Here is a 21,239-nt window from a genome sequence, read left to right as displayed (position 1 = left end):
ACTCGCATAGCACTGCCTGAACTGAACACCCACTTCCAACACACAACACATGACAAACTTACGAATCGAACTGATGAGCCTCGACGAATGGGACGCCGCACTACCGAAAACCGGCTTCGAAGTGTTCCACACCGGAGCGTTCCTCGATGCAATCGACCAGCACTTCGACGGAGAGATGCTTCTCTTCGGCGGCTTCAAAGGTGACCACCCGGTCGCACTGATGCCGGTCTTCCTTCGCAAGACTGCGCTCGGGCGAATGGTCGTCTCTCCGCCGCCCTCGATGTCGATTCCCTTTATGGGCCCGATTGTGAACCCGAACAGCCCGAAACAGAGCGCCTACGAGTCGATTAACAAGGATTTCACCGAGCAAATTATCGACGAACTCGACATTCGGACGACGCGAACATTCGTTCGCCTCCTCTGTTCGCCCGACTATATGGACCCCCGACCGCTCGAATGGTCCGGGCTGACGCTCAAACCCTCGTTCACGTATCGAATCAACGTGACTTCGCTCGACGACGTTAACAGCGGCTTCAGCCGGAGTCTGCGACGCGAGATTAAACAGGCCAAAGACCTCGATGTGACCGTCTCTGTCGAAGGAATCGAAGGCGCACACGACGTGTACAACGACATCGTCTCTCGATACGACGAGCAGGACGAACCGTTCACTATGCCCTGGGAGTTCGTCGAAACCGTGGTCGAAAACCTCGGTGATAGATGTCGAACCTACGTCGCCCGCGACCCAGACGGGAACTATCTGAGCGGCATCATCGTGCCGTTCTCCAACGAATCGGCCTACTACTGGCTCGGCGGCGCACGAGCGGTGTACGAGAACGTGAGTATCAACAACCTCCTCCACTGGACGATACTCGAAGATATCGCCACCGACGACGCGCTCGAATCAGTCACGAAGTACGACCTCGTCGGCGCGAACACCGAGCGCCTGTGCGACTACAAGTCGAAGTTCGGCGGTGAACTCGTGCCGTACTACGTCGCCGAGTCCGCAGGGACGAGTATGACGATCGCCAAACGGACCTACCAACTCCTCAATAGCTCGAAGATTCCGCTCCCAAAGTAGTGGGGCGGGTGGTGGGTAGGTGGCGGCGATAGCCGCCGGTCAGATCACAGGAATCGTCGTTCAGCTTCGGTACAGACGAATTTTTGGAGTAAACAGGACGGACCTCAGGCCATCTCCTGTGCTTCGATAATCCTCCAGACGCTCTCCGCGTCGCCGGTGATACCGTAGACGCGCCCCTTCTTCCGCTGTTCGGAGACGAGCAACTTGACGAGCGAGCGGTTTCGAAGCTCTTTGAGTGCGCGCGAGACGTGGGCAATCGTGCTGTTGGAGTCGGCCGCGATTTGTGACGGTGTCGCGGGCCCTCTAACCAGTCGGTCGAGGACAGTCACGCGGTACTGCGAGCTAATGATGTAACCGACTTCATCCCATGGAACGTCGTCGGTCATGCCGTAGACGGTACTCATGCGTGAGTCACCTCAGGTGCGGTCAGATGCTGTGCAGTCGGCAGTCCGAACGCTACTGATGGTGCGTCTCCAAGTGCGTTATACGACTGTTCGAAATTAATCATGGTAGTGAATGTACTGCGCGATCGATGTGGTGCGCGGGCAACGGACGTTCGGTACGTGCTGCTCGACGTAACCCGCGGAATGCAGGAAAGCGAGCCAATGGGGCAGATGCGATACCGAACCGGGTACGAACCCATGGAGGTGTCGAAGATGTCCATAGATATCGGTTTAACGGCAGATTAACCGGCCAAATGACAGGAATTCCGGTCGCCGGGCACATCCGTCCGTGGCTCATTCAATTCATTAGTTCGAGGTTAATTACATAAAGTCACCGTTGTAAATATGGTCAGGAATTGCTGACTATCTTGAATTCGTGAGTAACACAAATTCGTGAGTGAAGTGAGTTGGCCGAGCAACCCGAAAAGTGAGACAGCAATCGAGAGACGAGAGGTGGGACTAGCAGATACGAGATAAACCGAGAGGAGAGTGACGAGATTACTCGTCGCCGATGAAGGTGTCGCGTCGATACCGGCAGTGTTCACAGAAGAACTGCGCGAATCCAGCGGGTTGCGTCCCGCTGAACAGTAACTCTTCGCCACAATCAGGGCACCACTGTGGGCTTACGCCTTGTGGTCGGTTCACGTCCATACCATCTGCCTATGTGTGAAGTAATATCACACTATCGATTCTCGGTGGACAATCATGATGGACCAACGTCGAATTAGTCCTGAATGAGGCGACGAAATTCTCCCCGTTCCGGAACGACTACGACCCCCGCAGTGGACCGTCCACAAAATGAGTGGCTCCCCCCTCCAGATTCTCCTCACGAACGACGACGGTATCGACGCTCCGGGACTCGCAGCGATGCGCGAAGAACTCACTGCAGTCGGTGAGGTGACCGTCGTCGCGCCCGCAGACAATCAAAGTGGCGTCGGCCGTGCGCGAAACGAATTTGCCGTCCGTCGAACACACCCGTGGGGCTACGCGCTCGACGGAACACCTGCGGACTGTACCGCTTATGCGCTTCGCGGGCTCGAAACCGACTTCGACATCGTCGTCTCCGGTATCAACGACGGCCCCAACGCCGGAAACTACGTGGTCGGACGCTCGGGAACCGTCGGGGCAGGTATCGAAGCCGTGTTCCTCGGCACGCCCGCGATTGCCGTCTCCAGTTACCACGCCCGCGATTTCTTCTGTCACCCGCCAGAAGAGTACGACTTCTCGCGCCCCGCCCGAGTCGCGCGCGCACTTCTCGAACGAGTTCAGGGAACAGATATCTTCGACGACGTCGGGCTGTTGAACGTCAATGCGCCAATCGACGTGCCGCATCCTCGACTGCGCGTCACCAATCCACTCGCTGATTACGACCAACACGTTGACCACCACGAGGATACAACCCTTCTCCCAGACGGCGACACCGACCAACAACTCGACGACGACGAAACGCTCGTCCGACTTCGTGACGTGTCGTGGCCCGATACAGTCGGGTACGAGAATCCCTTCCCCGCACGCGATGAACACCGCGAGCGATACCCTGTCGGCACGGACCGCCGGGCGATGGTCGATGGCGAAGTGAGCGTCTCGCCGCTCTCGGTCCATCACGGCCACGCCGAATCCCAGTCGCTCGCCGGAATCGTCGAGAGCCTCTCCGAGCAAATCGAGTGAATTAGTAGGGGAGTTCGAAGAGAGCGGGAGGGTTCGAAGACACTGTCCAGCATACCGGCCCACGCTGCCACCGCCGCGGGGCTTAATCTATCCGCAGCGTAACAGTACGTATGAGTACAGAAGTCGCGACGTTCGGCGGAGGCTGTTTCTGGTGTATCGAAGCCGCGTTCAAAGAACTCAATGGCGTCTCGGAAGTCACCTCTGGGTACGCAGGTGGCGACGTTCCCAACCCCAGTTACAAAGAAGTCTGTAACGGAACGACTGGGCACGCCGAAGTCGTCCAAGTCGAGTTCGACACCTCACTTCTCGGGTACGAAGACCTCCTCGAAGTGTTCTTCACCGTCCACGACCCGACGACGCTCGACCGCCAAGGGCCCGACGTTGGCAGTCAGTACCGGTCGGCGGTTTACACCCACGACGAACAACAACAACAGGTCGCCGAATCGTTCGTCGACGAACTGGAATCCGCAGGCGCGTTCGACAACCCAATCGTCACCGAGATCGAACCGCTCGAAACGTTCTACGAGGCAGAAGGCTACCATCAAGACTACTTCGAGAAGAATCCCGACCAGCCATACTGCGTCATCAACGTGACGCCGAAAATTAAGAAAGTGCGCGAGAAGTTCGGCGACAAGACCAATCCCTCGCCGCCGAATTAAATACAACAGCGGTGAGAGTCCCTCGGACAACACCACCACGTCCGGAGTAACCGAACGGAAGAGATAGAGTACAGACCAGTTTTCAACGTCTACAGCACAAACATTGTACAATGTGTACACAGTGGTGAGTGTGTAGACACTAGAGCAATTGGACACAGTCTACACCCATGAGACGATGAACGCAGTCCAGAAATCGAGGCGGAGAAGCGTCTGTTCAATGTGGGGAGAGCGTGTACTCCACACCGTACAGAATGTGGGGACAATCTACCAAGTGAAGAAATCGAACACGCCCCACACAGCGGAGAAGTTCGACACATCCCACACAGTAGAAAAATCCAGCACAGTTTGCACATCCTAAAAATTTTAAAATTTGTAAACTGTGTGCCAGGTGATATTCGTCAGAGTTGGCGAGCAAAGCGATGTGAAGGCGATTTACGAAGGGTGAGAAGCCCACATAGTGAGAACATTCTACAAATTTTAAAATTTGTGGAGATTGTATAACTTTTGGACTGTCCAGAGCGTCTCAACTGTCTAAAAGTCGTGGACACCATTATGTAGTATGCCGCAGTACGCGAGTTTAGACCCATATGCCCACACAGTCCACCCATCGAAGACAGTTTGGACGGCCCACACTGCGCGAAAATTTCACAAATTGTGAAAATTATACACTGTTTGAGACGCAGGAGGGCCGATAAATGTCTCGCGCAGTGAGCGTTTCGCTACAGAAGGGTGGCGTCGGGAAGACGACGCTCGCAATTAATCTCGCGGACGCGCTCGCAGCACGAGGGAACGACGTTCTTCTCGTCGACCTCGACCAGCAAGGAAACGCGACCGAAGGAGTCGGATTGAAAGCACAGTACGAATCTGACGAAGAGAACATCGGTGACGTTCTTACCGACGATGACCCACTCGACGTTCGCGAAGTCGTCCAGTCTCGCGAGCAGTTCGACGTGTTGCCTTCCCACGTCGATTTAGACGATATCGAAGACCGTGTTCGTAACTCGACGTTCGGAGTACTATGGGTTCGGCGGCGAATCGTCGAACCGCTCCTTGGTGAGGACTACGACTACATCGTCATCGATTCGCCCCCAAGTCTTGGCCCGCTCTCCGACGCTGCGCTCATCGGCACTGGAAACGTCGTCGTTCCTTTGCTGATGAGCGAGCCGAGCGTCAGCGGTTTCGAACGGATGTACGAACAGCAAGTCGGGCCAATCCGTCGCGAAGTAGACCTCGATATCCTCGCAATCGTCCCCAACGACCTCACCGGAAACAACGAAGAGCGGCGTATCATTCAAAACCTCGAAGAGTCGCCATTCGAACCCTTCCTCCCGGCATTCGCTCGGTCGGAACTCTTTGACGATTCGAACTCCAAAGGCCCGGGAATTCGCCATCGAATTGCCTTCAGTCGGGCGTGGAGAGACGGGAAAACACTCCGCGAATTCGACCCGGAGAATGATATGCTCGAACGACTCGACCAGCTCGCAGCAATCGTCGAGCGAGGAGGCGTTGACGATGCCTAAGGAGAACCGATTCGCTGGTCTCGGTGAAGCAATGGATGGCGACGGTGACGCCAAGAGTGATACCGACCAAACCGGAAAACAAACAGACGAATCACAGTCCTCGTCGAGTAGCAACGAGAGTGCAGCGAGTACTGAAGAAGAAATCGTCGAGAGTTCGGGCGAAGACACACACGAGGATGAACGTGGGTCAGTTCTGGACGACGAGGCGGTCACCGAGAACGGGTACAAAGAGGAGGAAGACAACAAACCCGAACCTGACGAGAGTGAGTCCGATGGGTCCGAACCAGCCTTCGAATTCGAAGCGACGACTGCCAAAAGCATCTACGTCCGTCGAGCGACGCTCGACCAACTCGATGACGCAGAATTCGAAGTCGAGTCACTCCTTCGGAAAGACCACGACATTCGAAACTTGACCGGGCGAGAGTTTCACGATGCACTCGTCCGGATTGCAACCGAACACCCAGACGAAATCGTCGAGGCAATCCTCGAAACGAGAGACGAGTAGTGCCGAGAGTCTAAAATTCGAGAGAGGCCGCAATCCAAAGCATGAAGCGGGCAGCCACAACACCACCGCGTCCGTAGTTCGGTTGTCAATTTTGAATGGGTCGAGTAGCGAAACACACCACGATGTCCGGAGAAATTAGTACAGAACCGAGTCGAGAACAGCGGACATGATGGTGTTCGGGCGACCACGTTGGTCAACAGCCTCGGTGGGGAGATGTCTTCCGAGAGCCAAAACAGCGACCAACCTCGCCGAAAACTAATCGTCGGTAGGAATAACTCATGGAAGTGAGCCTCCGATTCTCGAAGTGCAGTTAGGATTCTCCGGGGAAAACACGAGAAACATGGGGAATACGGACGAATCGAGAAATCAAGGAAGAACTCGGAGACCAGACAGAGACACCACGATGTCCGCAGTTCTGACCACAGAACGGTTTACAGAACGAAGTGGCCGTTGGATACAACTAGTCGTGTGAGTCACGTTTGAGTCTGCCTCACGGAGGGACGAACGGTAGTGAACACTCACACCACTTTGTCCGCTGTTCTCGTGCCGAGAGAGTAGGGGGTGCCGAAAGAAGCGGAAGTAATTTCCTCGGATGAGAGTCAGTCAAGGCACACGGTCGGTAACCTTCACTAATCTTCACTTCTTTTAGTATTAGTTTATCTCCAGTACGGATTTGGTTGAACTGTATTTGTATTAAATCTTTGCTGTTACAATATTCCCGTTCTTCTCCCTTCCCACACCTTCGAGACCAACAACAGCGGACAAAGTGGAGGGGGTGTGTTCGCGGGCTTCTTTATATATAATCAGAACAGCGGACACTCCGGACGCGGTGGTTTTATAAAGAAAGTGAACGAATCGTGTTCACATGCCCCTCTTTGAGCGAGATACCGAGATCTACCGTGATCGGGATGCCCTCCGCGAGGACTACCAACCCGAGGAACTCGTGGGGCGTGACAAAGAGCTTCGAACCTTTCAGGCGGCCCTCCAACCCGTGATTAACGGAGAGCAACCGAACAACATCTTCCTCTACGGGAAGACTGGTGTTGGAAAGACCGCTGCGTCGCGGTATCTCCTCTCTCACCTCCGTGAAGACGCCCGCCGATACGACGATATCGACCTCACCGTCATCTTTCTCAACTGCGATGGACTGACGAGTTCGTATCAGATTGCGACTCGTCTCGTCAACGAGCTTCGAAGCGAGTCGAACCAGATCAGCACGACTGGATATCCATTGGGTTCGGTGTATGGAATGCTCTGGGAAGGACTCGACGAGTGCGGTGGAACGATTACCGTCGTCCTCGACGAGATCGACCACGTCAACGACGATAGCATTCTCTATCAACTTCCGCGCGCACGCGCGAATGGAAACTTGTCGTCCGCCAAAGTCGGTCTCATCGGTATCTCTAACGACTTTTCCTTCCGGGACGACCTCTCTCCCAAAGTCAAGAGTTCGTTGTGTGAACAAGAAATCCACTTCCCTGCCTACAACGCGAAAAATCTACAAGCGATTCTCGAACAACGTGCCGAGGTTGCGTTCCGTGAAGACGTCCTCGCCGACGAAGTGATTCCACTGTGTGCGGCCTACGGTGCAAAAGACGCAGGTGACGCACGGCAGTCCATCGACTTGCTGATGAAAGCAGGCGACTTGGCCCGAGACGAGGAGACCAACCGAGTCACCGAAGAACACGTCAAACGTGGACGACGCGCGCTCGAACGCGGTCGAATTAAAGAAGGAATCAACGGGCTCACCGAACACGGCCATCTCGTTCTCTACTCGTTGTTGACGCTCGACCTCGAAGGAGAGACACCGATTCGCTCTCGTGATGTCCGGCCACGATACACGCGCTTTGCCGAACTCGCAAATCGAGACCCGCTCGTCCCGAGACGAATGCGTGACCACCTCAGCGAACTCGCCATGCTCGGTATCGTCTCGGTCACCGAACGAAACGAAGGGCGTCGCGGTGGCACCTACCGCGAATACGCACTCGATATGGATGTCGAACTCATAATCTCGGCGATGCAGGATACTATCGACCTCGTGGGAGTTCACGAGACCATCGAGTCGTATCTCAACACCGACTCGAAGCGCACTCTCAACGATTTCGTGTGAAACTATCGACCCTTTCGAGTATCCAAATACTGTGTTCGAATTATTGCGTGAATTGCTACGTTCGAACTGTTGATTTGAACTGTTGACCACTTTCCAACGTATCATTATTACTGAATTTCATATTTCAGTGAATAGCACTCTCGAAACGACTGAATACTACGGACACAACGGTGTTCGAACCCTCTCTGGGACGGGACTGCCTGAGGAACCTGTCGGCCGCTTCTACTTTCGTCCCTTTAACCGAGATGAACCGTGTCGATACGACACTGATACCAACCCCAGTATGTCCGTTGTTTTCACCGCTTTCAAGTCATCTACCACTCCCTGAGTGGGTTTTCTATTCGGTACAAAAACGGTAAATCCAGATTAGAATTCCGTACACGTTGGCCGAAACACACACGAAAAATAACGGCGTGATAGCACTGAAACTGCGACAGGCGCAGATCAGATAAAAAAAACAGCGGACATCGTGGTGTTGTGCCCGTCGAACGTGGGTTCGTGATACGATACTTCTCTCGTCGTCACTCGGTTCGACCACAGGAGAAAGTCATTTTGCACCCTTCGGCGGACAAAGAGACACGAATGGCTCTCCAACGAGTGTGTTACGACTGTGGTACCCGAACCACGGACCTGGTTGCTCGGTGCGAGTGTGGTGAACCGCTGTGGCTCGATACTGATTCGTCGTCGTTCGACTGGGATGCAGTCATCTCGGTCACCAACGACGAAATCCGGCGCGCTCAGCGTGTACTCGCAACCGACGCCGGACTCAGCGTCGAGGCCGCGTCCACAGCCGCGCTTGCTGGCACGAAGCAACTCGTCGCCGATGGCGTACTCGAAGAGAGTGACGACGTTGCAGTCGTCGCAACGGGAACTGGATTGAAAGACGCGTCCGCTGACGCGATGCCGACACACGTCACACTCACCGACGTTCAGCAGTCGCTTGCAGAGTTTGTCTCGAAGCACAGTTACCCACTCTAACGGTCGGATGAACAGCGGACAGAGTGGTGTTCCTCTACGTTCGATTAGCGTGTCACTCGTCGACGTGGTTACTCGAAGACGTCGGCCATCCGCGGGTCGGCAATCGAACGGAGTTCTGATGGGGTGAGTCGAAACACGGCTTTTGGTGTGCCTGCGGCGGCCCATACTTCCTCGAACGTCTCGAAAACGGGGTCTGCAAGGACGGGAACGGGTGTTTCGTGACACGTCGGCGGGACGCCGCCGATGCTCCATCCAGTCGTGGTTTTCACTTCTGACGGGTTTGCACTTCGAACGTCACCGGCATCGACACCGAACTCGCTGGCGAGCGCCGTTTCATCGACGCGGTGATTGCCGCTCGTGAGAACGACGACCGTTTCGTCGCCGACGCGCATGACGATGCTCTTGACGATTTGCGCGATATCGCACCCAACCGCATCTGCAGCGTCCTGTGCTGTCTTCGTTCCTTCTGGAAACTCACGAACGGTAATGTCGAAGTCGTGTGTGTCGCGGACGGCGTCGGAAAATTGCTGTGCCGTGGGATGCATAGACAGGGATTATTCGTAATCTGTTAAGAACGTTTGTCGTGCAATCACACGACTACTCGGGTACTGTCTTCGAAAAAATCGGAATGTCCGAAAACGGGTTGGTTGCTGGAACAGCGTGTTTCTACCCAATCGCGGTCAACCCATCACCGCTCGTTCGATCCAATCTATCGTTTTTCGACCGATTTAGTGCGTGTACTTCTGCAGGGTTGCAGAGTTCGCACCGGATTCGGAGGTCCAGACGACGCGGACTTCGTCGCCAGAGTCGAGGCTACCAGTGCCGACTTCGATGGTTTCACCGGCACTCAGCGTACCGTCACCGTCGTTGAACGTTGCAACCGCGCTCGCGTTCGAGGAGACGACCACACTCAGGTCGTCGCTGGAGATTGATTCACCGCTCTCGTGGGTGATGGTCACGTTAGACGTTCCATCGTATTCGAAGCTGAAACTTGCTTGCGGTGCGGTGTCGCCGACTTGGTCGCCGAGACCGAGTACGAACGTGCCGATGACGGCCGCGAGGATGACCGTGATGGCCACCATCAGGATGACACCGATAACGGGCGATACTGCACGAGACTCTGTAAGGAATTCTTTGAGATTCATTGTTTTACCCCAGGAACGGCCACCCCACACCCTGCCCACCTAACTGGAGCATCTGAGAGGTCGTGAATCCGTTTCCTGTTGACTATCCGTATGTTCTGGATATACTTAATTTCGCAATGCCTTACCAATCTATTACGGCAGTTATATGGTCTCTAACTGCTGAATACGGCACTTTAGTCTCAAGTTGGAATTGTCCGCTAAGGCCCATCGAATGCGGGGAGTTGAACGTCGATGAAATCCTAAATGAGTGATTTCACGCCGAATCGAGCGCTAATTGCGTACCAACTACTTGTCGCTCGCGGAAGGAACGCCCTCGGCGAGTTACGAGTACATTAGTGCGAGACGCGCGCGTTGGGCTATTCGCTCAGCTAGTTCACAGAATTACTGCGGACACACTGGTGTTCGAGACGTCGAAAACGTCAAAAATCGAGTTACTGTGGTGGGTTCCAGAATCGCGGTGTCGTCTCCCAGTCGATTTCGGCGTCCGACGGCGCTCGTTCGTACAGTGCGTCGTGGGCAGCCTCGTAGGCCGCTCGCGCGCCGTCCTGGGCGAGTTCGAGGTGGTCGCGGGTGTCGAAGACGATGCGCCACTCGCCGTTCGAGAGGTGGAGACCGAGGATGTACTTCCCGCGAACGTTCACTAACAACTGTGTCGCGAGCGCGACGGTTTCTCCGTCTCGCTCGACGTTGTATCCACGGACCGCGATGGCCTGCTGAATCGCGTCGGTAGCTTCTAACTCTGAGACGACCTGTTGGGGAATCGCTCGCGGTGGTAACGACTCGACGAGTTTCTCGCTCATGTGTCTCCCTCTGTCGTTCGAATCGCGTTCATCGTACCCGATAATCCATCGCTCAGCGGGTATAGGATGCACGGTCTGTCCTGTGTCTATCTATCGAATGTCGGTCTCGAAGCGCAACCGCCATACGGACTCGCTCGTAAAATCCACCAATAGCCCCACCGTGAGGAGGGGTACTCCCACAATGAAACGACGAGACGCCCTCAAGACGCTCGGACTCGGTGCGCTCGCGACGACTGCTGGCTGTCTCGGTGGCTTCGAACGACAGTCCGCGTGGCGTGACCCTCCACTTGTCGAAAACCGACCCACTGCGGTCTATCTCCCTGCGATTACCGAGGGCATGAAGATGTACGGGATGACGACTGCCGGGTCGTACGGCGTCGCACTCACCTACTCCTATCCACACCGATTTTGGTCTGTTGCCGGTGGCGAACTCCAGAAGACCGTCGTCGAGGCCGACGACACCTTGCATCTCATGGCCTCCGTGTGGGACGCTGAGACCGGAACGATTCTCCCACTCGATTCGGGCGTCTCTATTGAGATTCTCCAAGATGGCTCGCTCGTGAGCGAAGAAGTCGCCTATCCCATGCTCTCTCAACAGATGGGCGTCCACTACGGGTCGAACTACGAACTCGACGGGGAAGGCGACTACGAGGCCCGCGTCCAAGTCGGCGGGACGACGCTCCACCGAACCGGTTCGTTCGCCGAGCGGTTCGAAACCGCAGAGACAGCCACGTTCTCGTTCGAGTTCGACACCGACGAACTCTACGACGTCGAACTCACGAGACTGGGTGACCGTGCTGGGCAGCGTGGTGCAATCTCTCCGATGGAGATGATGAACATGCCGACGGGCGTCGCTCCCGCCATCTCCGACCTCTCTGGAACACACCTCGGACGACAGACCAGCGGCGACGCACTCTTCGACTGCTTCGTCGTCGACGATGGTGCGCGATTCGATGCAGACGAGTCGTACCTCTATGTCTCCGCGCGAACACCGCACAACGAGTTCGTCCTTCCGATGATGGGACTGCGCGCGACAGTCGAGCGCGACGGCGAAACACTGGTCGATGACGTGCAACTCCGACGGACGCTCGACCCAGACCTCAGCTATCACTACGGTCTGCCGGTCGAATCACTCGAATCGGGCGATACAATTGACCTTTCGGTCGATGTTCCTCCACAAATCGCCCGACACGACGGCTACGAAACGGCATTTTTCGAGTTCGAACCGATGTCGTTCGAGCGATGACGTGGATACAGAAACGTTCAGAACCCGCTGCGGTCGTAGAGTGAGGTACGTGGGATGACTACCGACACGACGCCCGCTCGACACGTTTGCTCGACCTGCGGTGAGGCGTACCCAACCGAGACGTTGTTGGTTCTTCACCGAGGTGTACGCCATCCAGATAGCCTCGATGCGAGCGAGATAGAAGCGTATCGCGAGGCGTACTACGACGAAGAGCGAGAGCTGAAATCGTTCCGCATTCGCGCTCTCGGTGGCCTCGTCGTCCTGTACTTTGGCTTTCTCATCCTGTTCATCATCTTCGCATCATGATTCGGGCAACGCTCTTTCGTCGTCTCGGTGCCGGACTGTTCATCGCGAGCGTCCTCGCAATTTTGTCGGACCCCGTTGCGGCGAGTAACGCTGCTGTCGGCCTCGCTGGCGCATCACAGGACAATCTCTCGGTCCCGAGATGGCTGTATCTCGCAACCGGCGGCGCGACGGTTGGCGCGTCTGCGCTCCTCGCTAGTTTCGTCACCGACCGCCGATTCATCGACCGCGTCCACTTGTGGCGTGAATCTGTTGCCGTCGGCGACAGCGTTCGTCGAGGACTCGTCCTTCTCGGCCACGCGTTGGGACTCGTCCTCCTCGCACTGCTCGTCTATCTCGGCTACACCGGGCCACAAGTTCCAACGGTCAACTTCGCCGTCATCGTCGTGTTTGCGGGACTTCGTGCGGGATATACGATGTTCACGTACCTCGTCGGCGACACGTGGCGCGCACTCAACCCGTGGCGGACGCTCGCGTCTGCTGTTCCCAACGGATTTCTCGATTACCCTGACCGGTTCGGTCGTTGGCCTGCGGTCGCTGGTATCCTCGCACTCGTCTGGATTGAAACCGCCGCGGGCGTCACGCGCCAACCCAAACTCCTCGCGCTCGCTCTCGCCGGATATTCCATTTTGACCGTCGTGGGTGCGATTCTCGTGGGTGTCAAAACGTGGTTCGACCGCATCGACCCTGTTTCGGTGTTTCTGCACTTCTACGGTCGAGTCGCACCGCTTCGGTGGACCGATGACGGGCTCTCCGTTCGGTTGCCCGGGATGCGACTCGTCACGGACGACTACGTGACTGATATCGCCGACGTTGCGGTCGCTATCGTCCTCGTCTGGGAACTCACGTTCAGTGGATTCGTCACGACCCAGCAGGGTGCAAACGTCATTACTGCCATCGTCGAGGCGGGCATCCCACCGCTTCTCGTCTACGTAATCCTCTACCTCGGTGGCTACGCAATTTTCCTCGCACTCTACCTTCTCGCCGCGCGCGTGACGGCCCGCCGAATCGAGACGTTCCAGACGTCGCGGTCGCTGGCTATCACGTTCGCTCCCTCGCTCATCGCTATCGCCGCCGGATACCACCTCGCCCACTACTTCGGCTTCCTCATTTCGCTCTCGCCGATGCTCGTCGGCGCGCTCGCGTCGCCGCTGTCACCCCCGCCGAATCCTGTCGTCCTCACGCTCCCCGCGTGGTTCGGCGCTCTCAACGTTGCCTTCGTCTTACTCGGCCACTTGCTGGCCGTCTGGGTGGCCCACTCGCAGGCCTATCGAACCTTCCCGAGTCGATTGCAAGCGATTCGAAGCCAGTTGCCCTTCGTCGCGGTGATGATTCTCTACACCATGCTGAGTCTGTGGCTCATCTCGCTCCCGACCACGTCGCCACCGTTCCTCTAATTTATTAATGCAACCCGTTCAATTTATGACGTTCTTGTATTACCACGGTCCTTTGTAATAGGTGTATTATTAACTCGTCACCTACTAGTGTCGCGTATGACCGAGCACGATGGTCGCGTCTCGTCTTCTTCTGACGCGGCCGACAGCCAGCAAACCGACGAGTGTGGGTGTGACGATGCCTGCACCGTGGACTCCGAACGTGGTGAGGAGTCCGACGTAGCACACGCTGGCGACTCTATTGCGGACGAATCTACCTTTTCGAGCGCGTCGTTCGGCGTCCCAGAGATGGACTGTCCGACCTGTGCTGGGAAGGTCGAATCGAGCGTGCGGAAACTCGACGGCATCGGTGAGGTAGACCCCCGTGTGACGAGTGGCGAACTCACCGTTTCCTACGACCCACAGCGGACGACAACCGCCGATATCACGGACCGAATCGAACGAGCAGGCTACGACGTCGAATCCTCGCCCGACAGTGATGTCCGCACGCTCACACTGTCGGTTCCCGATATGGACTGTGCCTCTTGTGCGGGAAAGGTCGAAAACGCGCTCACGACCGTCCCCGGAATCACCGACTACGAAACCCGTCCGACGACCGGAACTGTCGTCGTCTCACTCTCCCAGTCAGTAACGCCCGATTCCGTTATCGATGCCGTCGAAGGAGCGGGTTACGAAGTCGTCAGTTCTGCTAGCGACGACGCGGACGGTGGCGGCGACACCGCCGATGCAGAACGCGAGAGTATCTGGCGAAGCACGCGCGCGATGAAGACCTGGGTCAGCGGGGGATTCCTCGCTGCGGGTCTCGTCACGGAGTACGCACTCGGCCTCGAACTCGTCATTGCGACGCTCCTCAGTGTCTCGATTACGCTCCCCGAACTGCTCTACCTCGTTGGCGCGGGCATCGGTGGGCAGGCAATCCTGCGAAACGGTTACTACTCCGCTCGAAACCGTAGCCTCGACATCGACTTTCTCATGTCGGCGGCGATTATCAGCGCCATCGCCGCGAGTCTCATCTCGGCGTCCACGAGTCTCTACTTCGAGGCCGCGACGCTCGCATTCCTCTTCAGCGTCTCCGAACTCCTCGAACGCTACTCGATGGACCAGACCCGAAACTCACTTCGGGAACTGATGGACCTCTCGCCCGACGAGGCGACGGTCAAACGCGACGGACAGGAAGTCGTCGTTCCCGTCGAGGAACTCGTCGTCGGCGACGTGGTCGTCGTCACGCCGGGTGAGAAGATTCCCGCAGACGGCACCGTCGTCTCGGGTGAGAGTGCAGTCAATCAGGCGCCCATCACCGGCGAATCCGTTCCCGTAGACAAGACCGAGGGCGACGAGGTATACGCCGGAACTATCAACAAAGCCGGTGCGCTCGAAATCCGCGTCGAATCCGCTGCTGGCGACGACACGCTCTCGCGCATCGTCTCGATGGTCGAAGACGCACAGGCGAACAAGACCGAGCGTGAGCAGTTCGTCGAACGGTTCTCCTCGTACTACACGCCATTCATGGTCGTCGTCGCAGTCGGTGTCGCCCTGATTCCACCGCTCGCGTTCGGCGCTGACTGGGTGACGTGGTTCGTCCACGGCATCACGATGCTCGTCCTCGCGTGCCCCTGCGCGTTCGTCATTTCGACGCCCGTGTCGGTCGTCTCTGGTATTACAGCGGCCGCTCGAAACGGCGTCCTCATCAAAGGTGGGTCGCACCTCGAAGCGATGGGGTCGGTCGAAGCAGTGGCGCTCGACAAGACGGGCACGCTCACCAAGGGCGAACTCACCGTGACAGACGTCGTGCCGCTCAATGGCAATTCTGAGGAAGACGTACTTCGTTGCGCTCGCGGCCTCGAAATGCGGAGTGAACATCCGATTGGCGAGGCCATCGTCACGCACGCCGACGCGAACGGCGCATCCTCTCGGTCGGTCTCAGGATTCAAGAGCATCACCGGAAAGGGCGTCCGTGCCGACCTCGACGGCGTTCCGCACTACGCCGGAAACCCCACGTTCTTCGAGGAACTCGGATTCGACCTCGAACATTCCCACGTCGTCGAGACCAACGACGAACTCCAAGACGAGGTTCGCTCGCTCTGCGACCAACAGGGCTGTCTCAACCTCGTCTCGGATACGATACCCCGACTCCAAGCCGAGGGAAAGACCGTCGTCCTCGTCGGCAGAGAAGACGAAATCGAGGGCCTCGTCGCTGTCGCCGACGAACTCCGACCCGACGCCCGTGAGACGGTCCAGCGACTCCACGACTTCGGCCTCTCGGTAGTCATGCTCACCGGCGACAACGAGCGAACAGCGGGTGCGATTGCAGACGCGGTCGGCGTGGACGACTACCGCGCTGGGTTGCTCCCCGAAGACAAGGTTTCGGCGGTTGAGAACTTACAAGCGGAGTACGGTTCAGTTGCGATGGTCGGCGACGGCATCAACGACGCGCCCGCACTCGCAACTGCAACTGTAGGAATTGCGATGGGTGCGGCGGGGACCGATACGGCCCTCGAAACGGCCGATATCGCACTCATGGCCGACGACATCTCGAAACTCCCCTACCTGTACGACCTCTCACACTCGGCGACGAGCGTCATCAAACAGAATATCTGGGCGTCGTTGGCGGTCAAAGCACTGCTTGCGGTTGGCGTCCCGCTTGGGTATGTCGGCGTCGCGCTCGCGGTCCTCGCAGGCGACGCGGGGATGACACTCGGCGTGACTGGCAATGCGATGCGCCTCGCACGAATTTCACCGAAGAACTGACCGACTTCCGACCTCTCGTCTTGTGTCTATCTTCTCGTCTTCTCTCTGTCTCTTTCGCGCTTACTCTTCTGAGGGTTGAATCGCACTCTCGATTCGACACTGGACCTTCTTCGTCTTTCCGCCTTCTTCGACTTCGACGACCCATTGCTCGCCGCACCCGAGGACGGTTACCCACTCTTGGCCCTGACGGTGCTTTGCAGACACGAACACCTCGTTGCGCTCGCGGTTGTAATCGACGAGTTCGACGCGGACGTCTTCGCCAGCGATGAGGAGGGTCTTTGCGCCATCGAGTTCCGTCACGTGCGAATCCGTCTTTCCGGAGGGGTCTGTCACGAACAGTTCGATAGCGGGGATGTCGCTTCCGTCGGGGTGACTGACGTCTACTTCGAGCGATCCATCTTCGATTCGAATATCGTGGATATCCAGCAAGGACGGGGCCACGCCGACGGCGTCCGCGACCTGCTGGCGGAGGTCGCTAATCGGAAGTCGAACCGACTTTCGAATCGTTCCCATGACACCCCCTACGAGCGGGGGGTGTATGATAGTGTTCGCTTAGGCGCCCGCCATTTTGGCACTCACATACTGGATGTGTACTGCGCACTCGGCTCTACTCTCTACTCCGATTTCGACACGTCTGCAAGCGCGTCGGCGAGACGAGACTCCGCAGGGGCTGCCGACTCGAACGCTTCTGAGTCGAACGACACCTCGCCGTTCACCGAGAGAAATCCGAGTTTACCTTCGGCGGCCTGGTCCAAATTCGTGAGAAACGCCACTTTTCGAGTCGCAGGTACGCCTTCGACGGTCGCATCCGTCTCGACCGACTCGTAGAGTGCTTGGTGCGCTCGGACGTGTCGAACACAGGCCGCAGTCGGTGCAAAGAGGAGCAGGACGTGGACTCCCGGCCCGTCTCGTCCGAGTTTTCGGTCGATTCGGTGTTCGTCGTCTTTGTAGAAGTAGCGCTCCATCCGACGATATTGCCGTAGAACCTCGTTCGCGCCCGTCGCGTGGCGAATTGCGGCGTCAGATTTGAGTTCGATGAGGTAATCGACCGGTTCCGGAGTTCGAACTCTGACGTACACGTCGGCGACGCCGCGATTGCCGTAATGGTCGTACGGCTCTTCGAGGTGGACGGTCACGTCTTCGAAGGCCGCCCGAAAGTGTTCGACGACGCGGGTCGCCAACTCGTCCTCTCGCATTCGTTGTGCGATTCGAAGCGGTGGTCGGGGATATGTCCCGCGATTTTTCACCACGCCATCATCCACTCAGGAGTATCTTTTCTACGTCGTATCCGACACCACGCCTCACTAGCCACCTGTTCAGGTGTTCTATCTCTTGCTCACGATATTCCAAACCCTTCGCTTGGTCTTTCTCGGTGGAGATGGTGTGTACGAGCGACGTAAGCTTGTTCTCTAATTCCTGGACACTCGTCTGTGATTGCAGTGAATTGACCGAAATATCGAGTCGGTCGCCTTCACCGAACGATAGTTCGATAACTGCCCCCGTCCCAATTACTGTCTCTCCACCGGTTCGATGCCGAACGAGTCCTAACACGTGACAGATGTCTCGAAGAGATGATTCGAATTCTCTCGAGGAGCTATCCGCACGAAATTCGACTTCGAGGTCATCCAGAATAGTAGTATGCTCCCATCCACCCCACTCAGAGAGCAACTCAAATTCAACCATTTGACAGTACCACGTTTGTCTTTCCATGCTATTCTCTCATAACTCCTCGCGCCTGTCAGCGACACCTCTTTCACGCTGTACACACAACGTATGTACAATGAGTACGAAGCGGGTCAACTTTCGCCTCCCCGAGGAACTGGTGGACCACGCCGACATCGCGGCGGAAGTAACCCACAAGAACCGCACTGAGCTACTCATCGAGGCGCTCCGGCAGTACCTCAAAGAGATAGAAGCAGAAGACGACTTCCGAGAGGCAGTGGTCGAACTGTACCTCGACGACGAAATCGAGTTCGAGAAACTCGCCGAGATTATCGGTCGGCAAGATGCGGAGGCAGTTCGCGCCTCGAAGGAGGTACTCGACCGCGGCGAAGCACTCGCAGATAAACTCGCCGACCTGTAGATGCTCGTCGTAGACACGAGCGCGTTCGTCTCACTCACTGTCGGTGACGTACTCGACCCGGTACTCACCGAATTTAGTGTCGTGACGTCCCAGACCGTTCTCGATGAACTCGAACAGACTGCCGAGTACGACGACCGGCATGGGCAAGCGGCCTCGACAGTCGTCGATTCTGCGGACCACTTCGAAGTTGTTGACACCGACGGAGACGCGTTTGTGACGAGCCGTATCGATATTGGTGAAGCAAGTTGCATTGCCGCGACTCGAGAGACAGGCGCAGTATTCCTCATCACCGACGATTTTCGAGCGCTCCCCGAACTTCGGCAGTTAGTCGATGCAGAAGTCGCGCTCTCGCCGGTCGTTCTTCGAGCACTAGTCAAGCGTGGTGCGCTCACCGAACAGGAAGCGATGGATGCGTTCGAGACGATAGCCGAGGGTCGAGATTGGCTTGGAGCGCCAATCTATCGATATGCACGCCAACTCTTCGAGTGATTGGTCAGGTTGACTCTTTTAGCGAATGGCAGGCCAGGCCGCTCGGCAGGTCAAGATACCCCCGATGCAGAAGGCGACGAACGCGAGAGCGAGGCTGGCAGAAGTCTCATCGGCCCCAAACATAGCGACCACGCCCACCCCAACCACTGGTGGGCCGAGAACTAGCACCCCCATACCAACGTCCAGAAGGACCCCTTTCAGCGAATCTGTGTCAAAATACGACTGATTCGAATGCCTTTGTAGCAACGCTATCCCGTACGCGAGACACCAGGCGAAGACGAGGAGGAAAAAGAGGCCGCCCCAAAAGAAAACGAGATACATAATCGCAGCATCTGCGGTCGCATGCCCGACGAACTCCTCTTCGGGTAAGAACACGTAGATTATGATGTAAAGTATCAATCCGAACTGGGCGATGGGGAGAGTGACGACTCCGCCGACTGCGCCGAATAAACTTAGTAGCCAACCAAGGGTCATCTTGGCCCCTCCGTTGTAGCTATGGTCATACCCTTCTGACATTTGATACGCAAATATGTCCGTTCAGTGAAATAGTTATCTCAGGGTCGGTCGATAGAAACACTTCTAGTTTACCGAAGTCACACTGTCAGCATTTCAACTTCGACTGAACCATCGCGTTGGGTAATTCTGTAGATATCTTGCGGTTTTGTGGTTCCTCGCTCTCCCGGATATTTGATGGTTTTCCGGCGGTTTGCTCTCACTTCAGTTTACAAACCACTCAATTTCCGGTTGATTACCTCTCTAACTGTGAAAAACACGCCATTTAGAAAATGGGTTTGTTCGGGCCTCACACACTGGAAAACAGCCGTTAATCTCAGAGAAGACTCTCTTCTCTTTCTAGTACTCTGTGTATAACCAAATTCCTCCGGGGATATCACTCAACCAAGATTGATTGTATGATTTTACCGAGCGACTTCTGGTCCCCGCCTCTCCGTTCGATTACCATCGTGCAGTGGGATGATCCGAGCCAGCGGTCGGCTCGCTCTGCCACGCCTACAGGTGTCTGATGAGACTCCGAAATCAGCTCCTCGTCCTCGCACTTGCAGTGTTGGTTGTCCTCCCTTCTATGACGCCCGGTGCCTTCGCGGCACCCGGTGACAACTCGGTGTTTTCGGTCTATCAGGGCGAACAGTGTTACACTGTCGAAGCAGTGGGTGATGGGACGACCTCTGTCGAATCGTTCTACGATTACCGTAACAACGAAACTCCGTCGAGTGGTATCTTTTCGTCCTACGGGACGGGCGTGTACCAAGAAAATCAGGTGAGTAACATGCTCTTCTACAACGGCTCGCAAGGCGTGAGCCTCGTGTTCGTCCACGACTTGCTCGACCCCGAAAACGGGGCGCACGCCTCCACCGTGACGTTCACCATCGACGGACTCCCGCAGGGTGATGGCTGGGTCATCCAGGACGACTACTACGCCGATGGCAACCAAGACGACGACTGGGTTCTGAGCGGGGATAGCGCCACTATCGATTGGAAATGGGCTCCTAACCGGACCGATGGTGGTGCCTACCGCGGGTTCGAAAATCTCGATTCGGGCGACTCGGTCGTGATTACCCCCGGTTTCAACGAATCAGCCGCTCACTGGAACGATTGGGTCTGGACTGGCGGCGACAACCGAATCACCGAGTTCCGACTCATCTACCGGAATGGAACGACCCAAACGCTCGATATGAACCGCGAACTCTCGATATCTGCTGGTCCGTGCGCGGAGCCAACGCCGACGCCGACGCCGACAGACACTCCAACGGATACGCCGACGGACACGCCAACAGACACGCCGACGGATACACCAACTGATACTCCAACAGACACGCCGACGGATACACCGACGGACACTCCAACAGATACACCGACGGACACGCCAACAGACACGCCGACGGACACGCCAACAGACACGCCAACCGATACACCGACGGACACGCCAACAGACACACCGACGGACACGCCAACAGACACGCCAACCGATACACCGACGGACACGCCAACAGACACGCCAACCGATACACCGACGGACACGCCAACAGACACGCCAACCGATACACCGACGGA

The 21,239-nt window shown here is 56.7% G+C and carries 22 protein-coding genes and 1 pseudogene; 14 read left to right on the top strand and 9 right to left on the bottom strand.

Annotation, left to right across the window (positions count from 1 at the left end; all coding sequences use genetic code 11):
* Nucleotides 1–49 precede the first annotated feature (49 nt).
* The gene (locus tag ACK509_RS15930; RefSeq protein ID WP_410767552.1) at nucleotides 50–1,078 is read left to right on the top strand and encodes a GNAT family N-acetyltransferase; all 1,029 of its coding nucleotides are present in this window, start codon (nucleotides 50–52) and stop codon (nucleotides 1,076–1,078) included.
* A gap of 104 nt (nucleotides 1,079–1,182) precedes the next feature.
* On the opposite strand, the gene ACK509_RS15925 is transcribed toward ACK509_RS15930, so the two are convergent.
* Together ACK509_RS15925 and ACK509_RS15920 are read right to left on the bottom strand one after the other, a co-directional pair.
* A complete protein-coding gene (locus ACK509_RS15925; RefSeq protein ID WP_410767551.1) occupies nucleotides 1,183–1,482 on the bottom strand; it encodes an ArsR family transcriptional regulator in 300 nt (99 codons plus the stop codon).
* A 537-nt stretch (nucleotides 1,483–2,019) separates the two neighbouring features.
* Nucleotides 2,020–2,172, bottom strand: a complete 153-nt coding sequence (locus tag ACK509_RS15920) for an HVO_2142 family zinc finger protein (RefSeq protein WP_410767550.1) — start codon at nucleotides 2,170–2,172, stop codon at nucleotides 2,020–2,022.
* Nucleotides 2,173–2,319: 147 nt separating this feature from the next.
* Here ACK509_RS15920 and surE point away from each other — a divergent pair, with 147 nt between their 5' ends.
* The 6 genes from surE (at nucleotide 2,320) to ACK509_RS15890 (ending at nucleotide 8,961) form a co-directional block, all read left to right on the top strand.
* Entirely contained in the window at nucleotides 2,320–3,189 is an 870-nt protein-coding gene (gene surE, locus ACK509_RS15915; RefSeq protein WP_410767549.1) for a 5'/3'-nucleotidase SurE, read from the top strand.
* Nucleotides 3,190–3,299: 110 nt separating this feature from the next.
* A complete protein-coding gene (gene msrA, locus ACK509_RS15910) occupies nucleotides 3,300–3,848 on the top strand; it encodes a peptide-methionine (S)-S-oxide reductase MsrA (RefSeq protein ID WP_410767548.1) in 549 nt (182 codons plus the stop codon).
* 695 nt (nucleotides 3,849–4,543) lie between these two features.
* Nucleotides 4,544–5,368 carry a ParA family protein gene (locus ACK509_RS15905; RefSeq protein ID WP_410767547.1) on the top strand — a complete coding sequence of 275 codons (825 nt, stop codon included), beginning with the start codon at nucleotides 4,544–4,546 and terminating at the stop codon, nucleotides 5,366–5,368.
* The gene (locus ACK509_RS15900) at nucleotides 5,361–5,873 is read left to right on the top strand and encodes a hypothetical protein (RefSeq protein ID WP_410767546.1); all 513 of its coding nucleotides are present in this window, start codon (nucleotides 5,361–5,363) and stop codon (nucleotides 5,871–5,873) included. Before ACK509_RS15905 ends, ACK509_RS15900 begins: the two co-directional genes overlap by 8 nt.
* Nucleotides 5,874–6,738: 865 nt before the next feature.
* A complete protein-coding gene (locus tag ACK509_RS15895) occupies nucleotides 6,739–7,983 on the top strand; it encodes an orc1/cdc6 family replication initiation protein (RefSeq protein ID WP_410767545.1) in 1,245 nt (414 codons plus the stop codon).
* Between the two features lie 582 nt (nucleotides 7,984–8,565).
* Nucleotides 8,566–8,961: a hypothetical protein gene (locus tag ACK509_RS15890; protein ID WP_410767544.1), complete on the top strand. Its 396-nt coding sequence runs from the start codon at nucleotides 8,566–8,568 to the stop codon at nucleotides 8,959–8,961.
* A gap of 68 nt (nucleotides 8,962–9,029) precedes the next feature.
* Here the strand turns inward: ACK509_RS15890 and ACK509_RS15885 are convergent, their stop codons facing one another.
* From ACK509_RS15885 to ACK509_RS15875, 3 genes are all read right to left on the bottom strand, one after another.
* Nucleotides 9,030–9,506 (bottom strand): YbaK/EbsC family protein, encoded by a 477-nt coding sequence (locus ACK509_RS15885; protein ID WP_410767543.1) that lies wholly within the window; start codon nucleotides 9,504–9,506, stop codon nucleotides 9,030–9,032.
* 183 nt (nucleotides 9,507–9,689) lie between these two features.
* A complete protein-coding gene (locus ACK509_RS15880; protein WP_410767542.1) occupies nucleotides 9,690–10,106 on the bottom strand; it encodes a type IV pilin in 417 nt (138 codons plus the stop codon).
* A gap of 431 nt (nucleotides 10,107–10,537) precedes the next feature.
* Nucleotides 10,538–10,906 carry a hypothetical protein gene (locus tag ACK509_RS15875; protein WP_410767541.1) on the bottom strand — a complete coding sequence of 123 codons (369 nt, stop codon included), beginning with the start codon at nucleotides 10,904–10,906 and terminating at the stop codon, nucleotides 10,538–10,540.
* Nucleotides 10,907–11,087: 181 nt separating this feature from the next.
* Between ACK509_RS15875 and ACK509_RS15870 the strand changes: the two genes are divergently transcribed.
* The 4 genes from ACK509_RS15870 (at nucleotide 11,088) to ACK509_RS15855 (ending at nucleotide 16,597) form a co-directional block, all read left to right on the top strand.
* Nucleotides 11,088–12,152, top strand: coding sequence for an iron transporter (locus ACK509_RS15870; protein ID WP_410767540.1), 1,065 nt, complete (start codon nucleotides 11,088–11,090; stop codon nucleotides 12,150–12,152).
* Nucleotides 12,153–12,206: 54 nt separating this feature from the next.
* On the top strand, nucleotides 12,207–12,458 hold the full coding sequence (locus ACK509_RS15865) for a DNA-binding protein (protein ID WP_410767539.1): 252 nt from the start codon (nucleotides 12,207–12,209) through the stop codon (nucleotides 12,456–12,458).
* Nucleotides 12,455–13,852 (top strand): hypothetical protein, encoded by a 1,398-nt coding sequence (locus ACK509_RS15860; protein WP_410767538.1) that lies wholly within the window; start codon nucleotides 12,455–12,457, stop codon nucleotides 13,850–13,852. The genes ACK509_RS15865 and ACK509_RS15860 overlap by 4 nt, the downstream gene beginning before the upstream one ends.
* Before the next feature lie 96 nt (nucleotides 13,853–13,948).
* Nucleotides 13,949–16,597, top strand: a complete 2,649-nt coding sequence (locus ACK509_RS15855) for a heavy metal translocating P-type ATPase (RefSeq protein WP_410767537.1) — start codon at nucleotides 13,949–13,951, stop codon at nucleotides 16,595–16,597.
* 60 nt (nucleotides 16,598–16,657) lie between these two features.
* On the opposite strand, the gene ACK509_RS15850 is transcribed toward ACK509_RS15855, so the two are convergent.
* The 3 genes from ACK509_RS15850 to ACK509_RS15840 all read right to left on the bottom strand — a co-directional run bounded on the left by ACK509_RS15850 (nucleotide 16,658) and on the right by ACK509_RS15840 (nucleotide 18,280).
* Nucleotides 16,658–17,110 carry a hypothetical protein gene (locus ACK509_RS15850; protein WP_410767536.1) on the bottom strand — a complete coding sequence of 151 codons (453 nt, stop codon included), beginning with the start codon at nucleotides 17,108–17,110 and terminating at the stop codon, nucleotides 16,658–16,660.
* A 101-nt stretch (nucleotides 17,111–17,211) separates the two neighbouring features.
* Nucleotides 17,212–17,793, bottom strand: a complete 582-nt coding sequence (locus ACK509_RS15845) for a hypothetical protein (RefSeq protein ID WP_410767535.1) — start codon at nucleotides 17,791–17,793, stop codon at nucleotides 17,212–17,214.
* Between the two features lie 58 nt (nucleotides 17,794–17,851).
* On the bottom strand, nucleotides 17,852–18,280 hold the full coding sequence (locus ACK509_RS15840) for a hypothetical protein (protein WP_410767534.1): 429 nt from the start codon (nucleotides 18,278–18,280) through the stop codon (nucleotides 17,852–17,854).
* 97 nt (nucleotides 18,281–18,377) lie between these two features.
* On the opposite strand from ACK509_RS15840, the gene ACK509_RS15835 reads away from it, so the two are divergent.
* Entirely contained in the window at nucleotides 18,378–18,680 is a 303-nt protein-coding gene (locus ACK509_RS15835) for a ribbon-helix-helix protein, CopG family (RefSeq protein WP_410767533.1), read from the top strand.
* Complete coding sequence (locus ACK509_RS15830; RefSeq protein ID WP_410767532.1) at nucleotides 18,681–19,169, top strand: hypothetical protein; 489 nt, start codon at nucleotides 18,681–18,683, stop codon at nucleotides 19,167–19,169. It begins immediately after the preceding gene.
* An 18-nt stretch (nucleotides 19,170–19,187) separates the two neighbouring features.
* On the opposite strand, the gene ACK509_RS15825 is transcribed toward ACK509_RS15830, so the two are convergent.
* Nucleotides 19,188–19,643 (bottom strand): hypothetical protein, encoded by a 456-nt coding sequence (locus ACK509_RS15825; RefSeq protein ID WP_410767531.1) that lies wholly within the window; start codon nucleotides 19,641–19,643, stop codon nucleotides 19,188–19,190.
* 547 nt (nucleotides 19,644–20,190) lie between these two features.
* On the opposite strand from ACK509_RS15825, the pseudogene ACK509_RS15820 reads away from it, so the two are divergent.
* A pseudogene (locus ACK509_RS15820) lies at nucleotides 20,191–21,239 on the top strand (cell surface glycoprotein related protein); the annotation flags it as partial.

The organism is Haloferax sp. DFSO60 (genome assembly GCF_046557615.1).
In the GTDB taxonomy this organism is placed as follows: Archaea; Halobacteriota; Halobacteria; order Halobacteriales; family Haloferacaceae; genus Haloferax.
The sequence above is the reverse complement of the archived record's forward strand: the minus strand, read 5'-3'. Positions and strand labels throughout refer to the sequence as shown.

Bases quoted from the DNA above. Each gene is read 5' to 3' on its own strand.
- ACK509_RS15930 (WP_410767552.1), top strand. From the start codon at position 50: ATGACAAACTTACGAATCGAACTGATGAGCCTCGACGAATGGGACGCC.
- ACK509_RS15925 (WP_410767551.1), bottom strand. From the start codon at position 1,482: ATGAGTACCGTCTACGGCATGACCGACGACGTTCCATGGGATGAAGTC.
- ACK509_RS15920 (WP_410767550.1), bottom strand. From the start codon at position 2,172: ATGGACGTGAACCGACCACAAGGCGTAAGCCCACAGTGGTGCCCTGAT.
- surE (WP_410767549.1), top strand. From the start codon at position 2,320: ATGAGTGGCTCCCCCCTCCAGATTCTCCTCACGAACGACGACGGTATC.
- msrA (WP_410767548.1), top strand. From the start codon at position 3,300: ATGAGTACAGAAGTCGCGACGTTCGGCGGAGGCTGTTTCTGGTGTATC.
- ACK509_RS15905 (WP_410767547.1), top strand. From the start codon at position 4,544: ATGTCTCGCGCAGTGAGCGTTTCGCTACAGAAGGGTGGCGTCGGGAAG.
- ACK509_RS15900 (WP_410767546.1), top strand. From the start codon at position 5,361: ATGCCTAAGGAGAACCGATTCGCTGGTCTCGGTGAAGCAATGGATGGC.
- ACK509_RS15895 (WP_410767545.1), top strand. From the start codon at position 6,739: ATGCCCCTCTTTGAGCGAGATACCGAGATCTACCGTGATCGGGATGCC.
- ACK509_RS15890 (WP_410767544.1), top strand. From the start codon at position 8,566: ATGGCTCTCCAACGAGTGTGTTACGACTGTGGTACCCGAACCACGGAC.
- ACK509_RS15885 (WP_410767543.1), bottom strand. From the start codon at position 9,506: ATGCATCCCACGGCACAGCAATTTTCCGACGCCGTCCGCGACACACAC.
- ACK509_RS15880 (WP_410767542.1), bottom strand. From the start codon at position 10,106: ATGAATCTCAAAGAATTCCTTACAGAGTCTCGTGCAGTATCGCCCGTT.
- ACK509_RS15875 (WP_410767541.1), bottom strand. From the start codon at position 10,906: ATGAGCGAGAAACTCGTCGAGTCGTTACCACCGCGAGCGATTCCCCAA.
- ACK509_RS15870 (WP_410767540.1), top strand. From the start codon at position 11,088: ATGAAACGACGAGACGCCCTCAAGACGCTCGGACTCGGTGCGCTCGCG.
- ACK509_RS15865 (WP_410767539.1), top strand. From the start codon at position 12,207: ATGACTACCGACACGACGCCCGCTCGACACGTTTGCTCGACCTGCGGT.
- ACK509_RS15860 (WP_410767538.1), top strand. From the start codon at position 12,455: ATGATTCGGGCAACGCTCTTTCGTCGTCTCGGTGCCGGACTGTTCATC.
- ACK509_RS15855 (WP_410767537.1), top strand. From the start codon at position 13,949: ATGACCGAGCACGATGGTCGCGTCTCGTCTTCTTCTGACGCGGCCGAC.
- ACK509_RS15850 (WP_410767536.1), bottom strand. From the start codon at position 17,110: ATGGGAACGATTCGAAAGTCGGTTCGACTTCCGATTAGCGACCTCCGC.
- ACK509_RS15845 (WP_410767535.1), bottom strand. From the start codon at position 17,793: ATGCGAGAGGACGAGTTGGCGACCCGCGTCGTCGAACACTTTCGGGCG.
- ACK509_RS15840 (WP_410767534.1), bottom strand. From the start codon at position 18,280: ATGGTTGAATTTGAGTTGCTCTCTGAGTGGGGTGGATGGGAGCATACT.
- ACK509_RS15835 (WP_410767533.1), top strand. From the start codon at position 18,378: ATGAGTACGAAGCGGGTCAACTTTCGCCTCCCCGAGGAACTGGTGGAC.
- ACK509_RS15830 (WP_410767532.1), top strand. From the start codon at position 18,681: ATGCTCGTCGTAGACACGAGCGCGTTCGTCTCACTCACTGTCGGTGAC.
- ACK509_RS15825 (WP_410767531.1), bottom strand. From the start codon at position 19,643: ATGACCCTTGGTTGGCTACTAAGTTTATTCGGCGCAGTCGGCGGAGTC.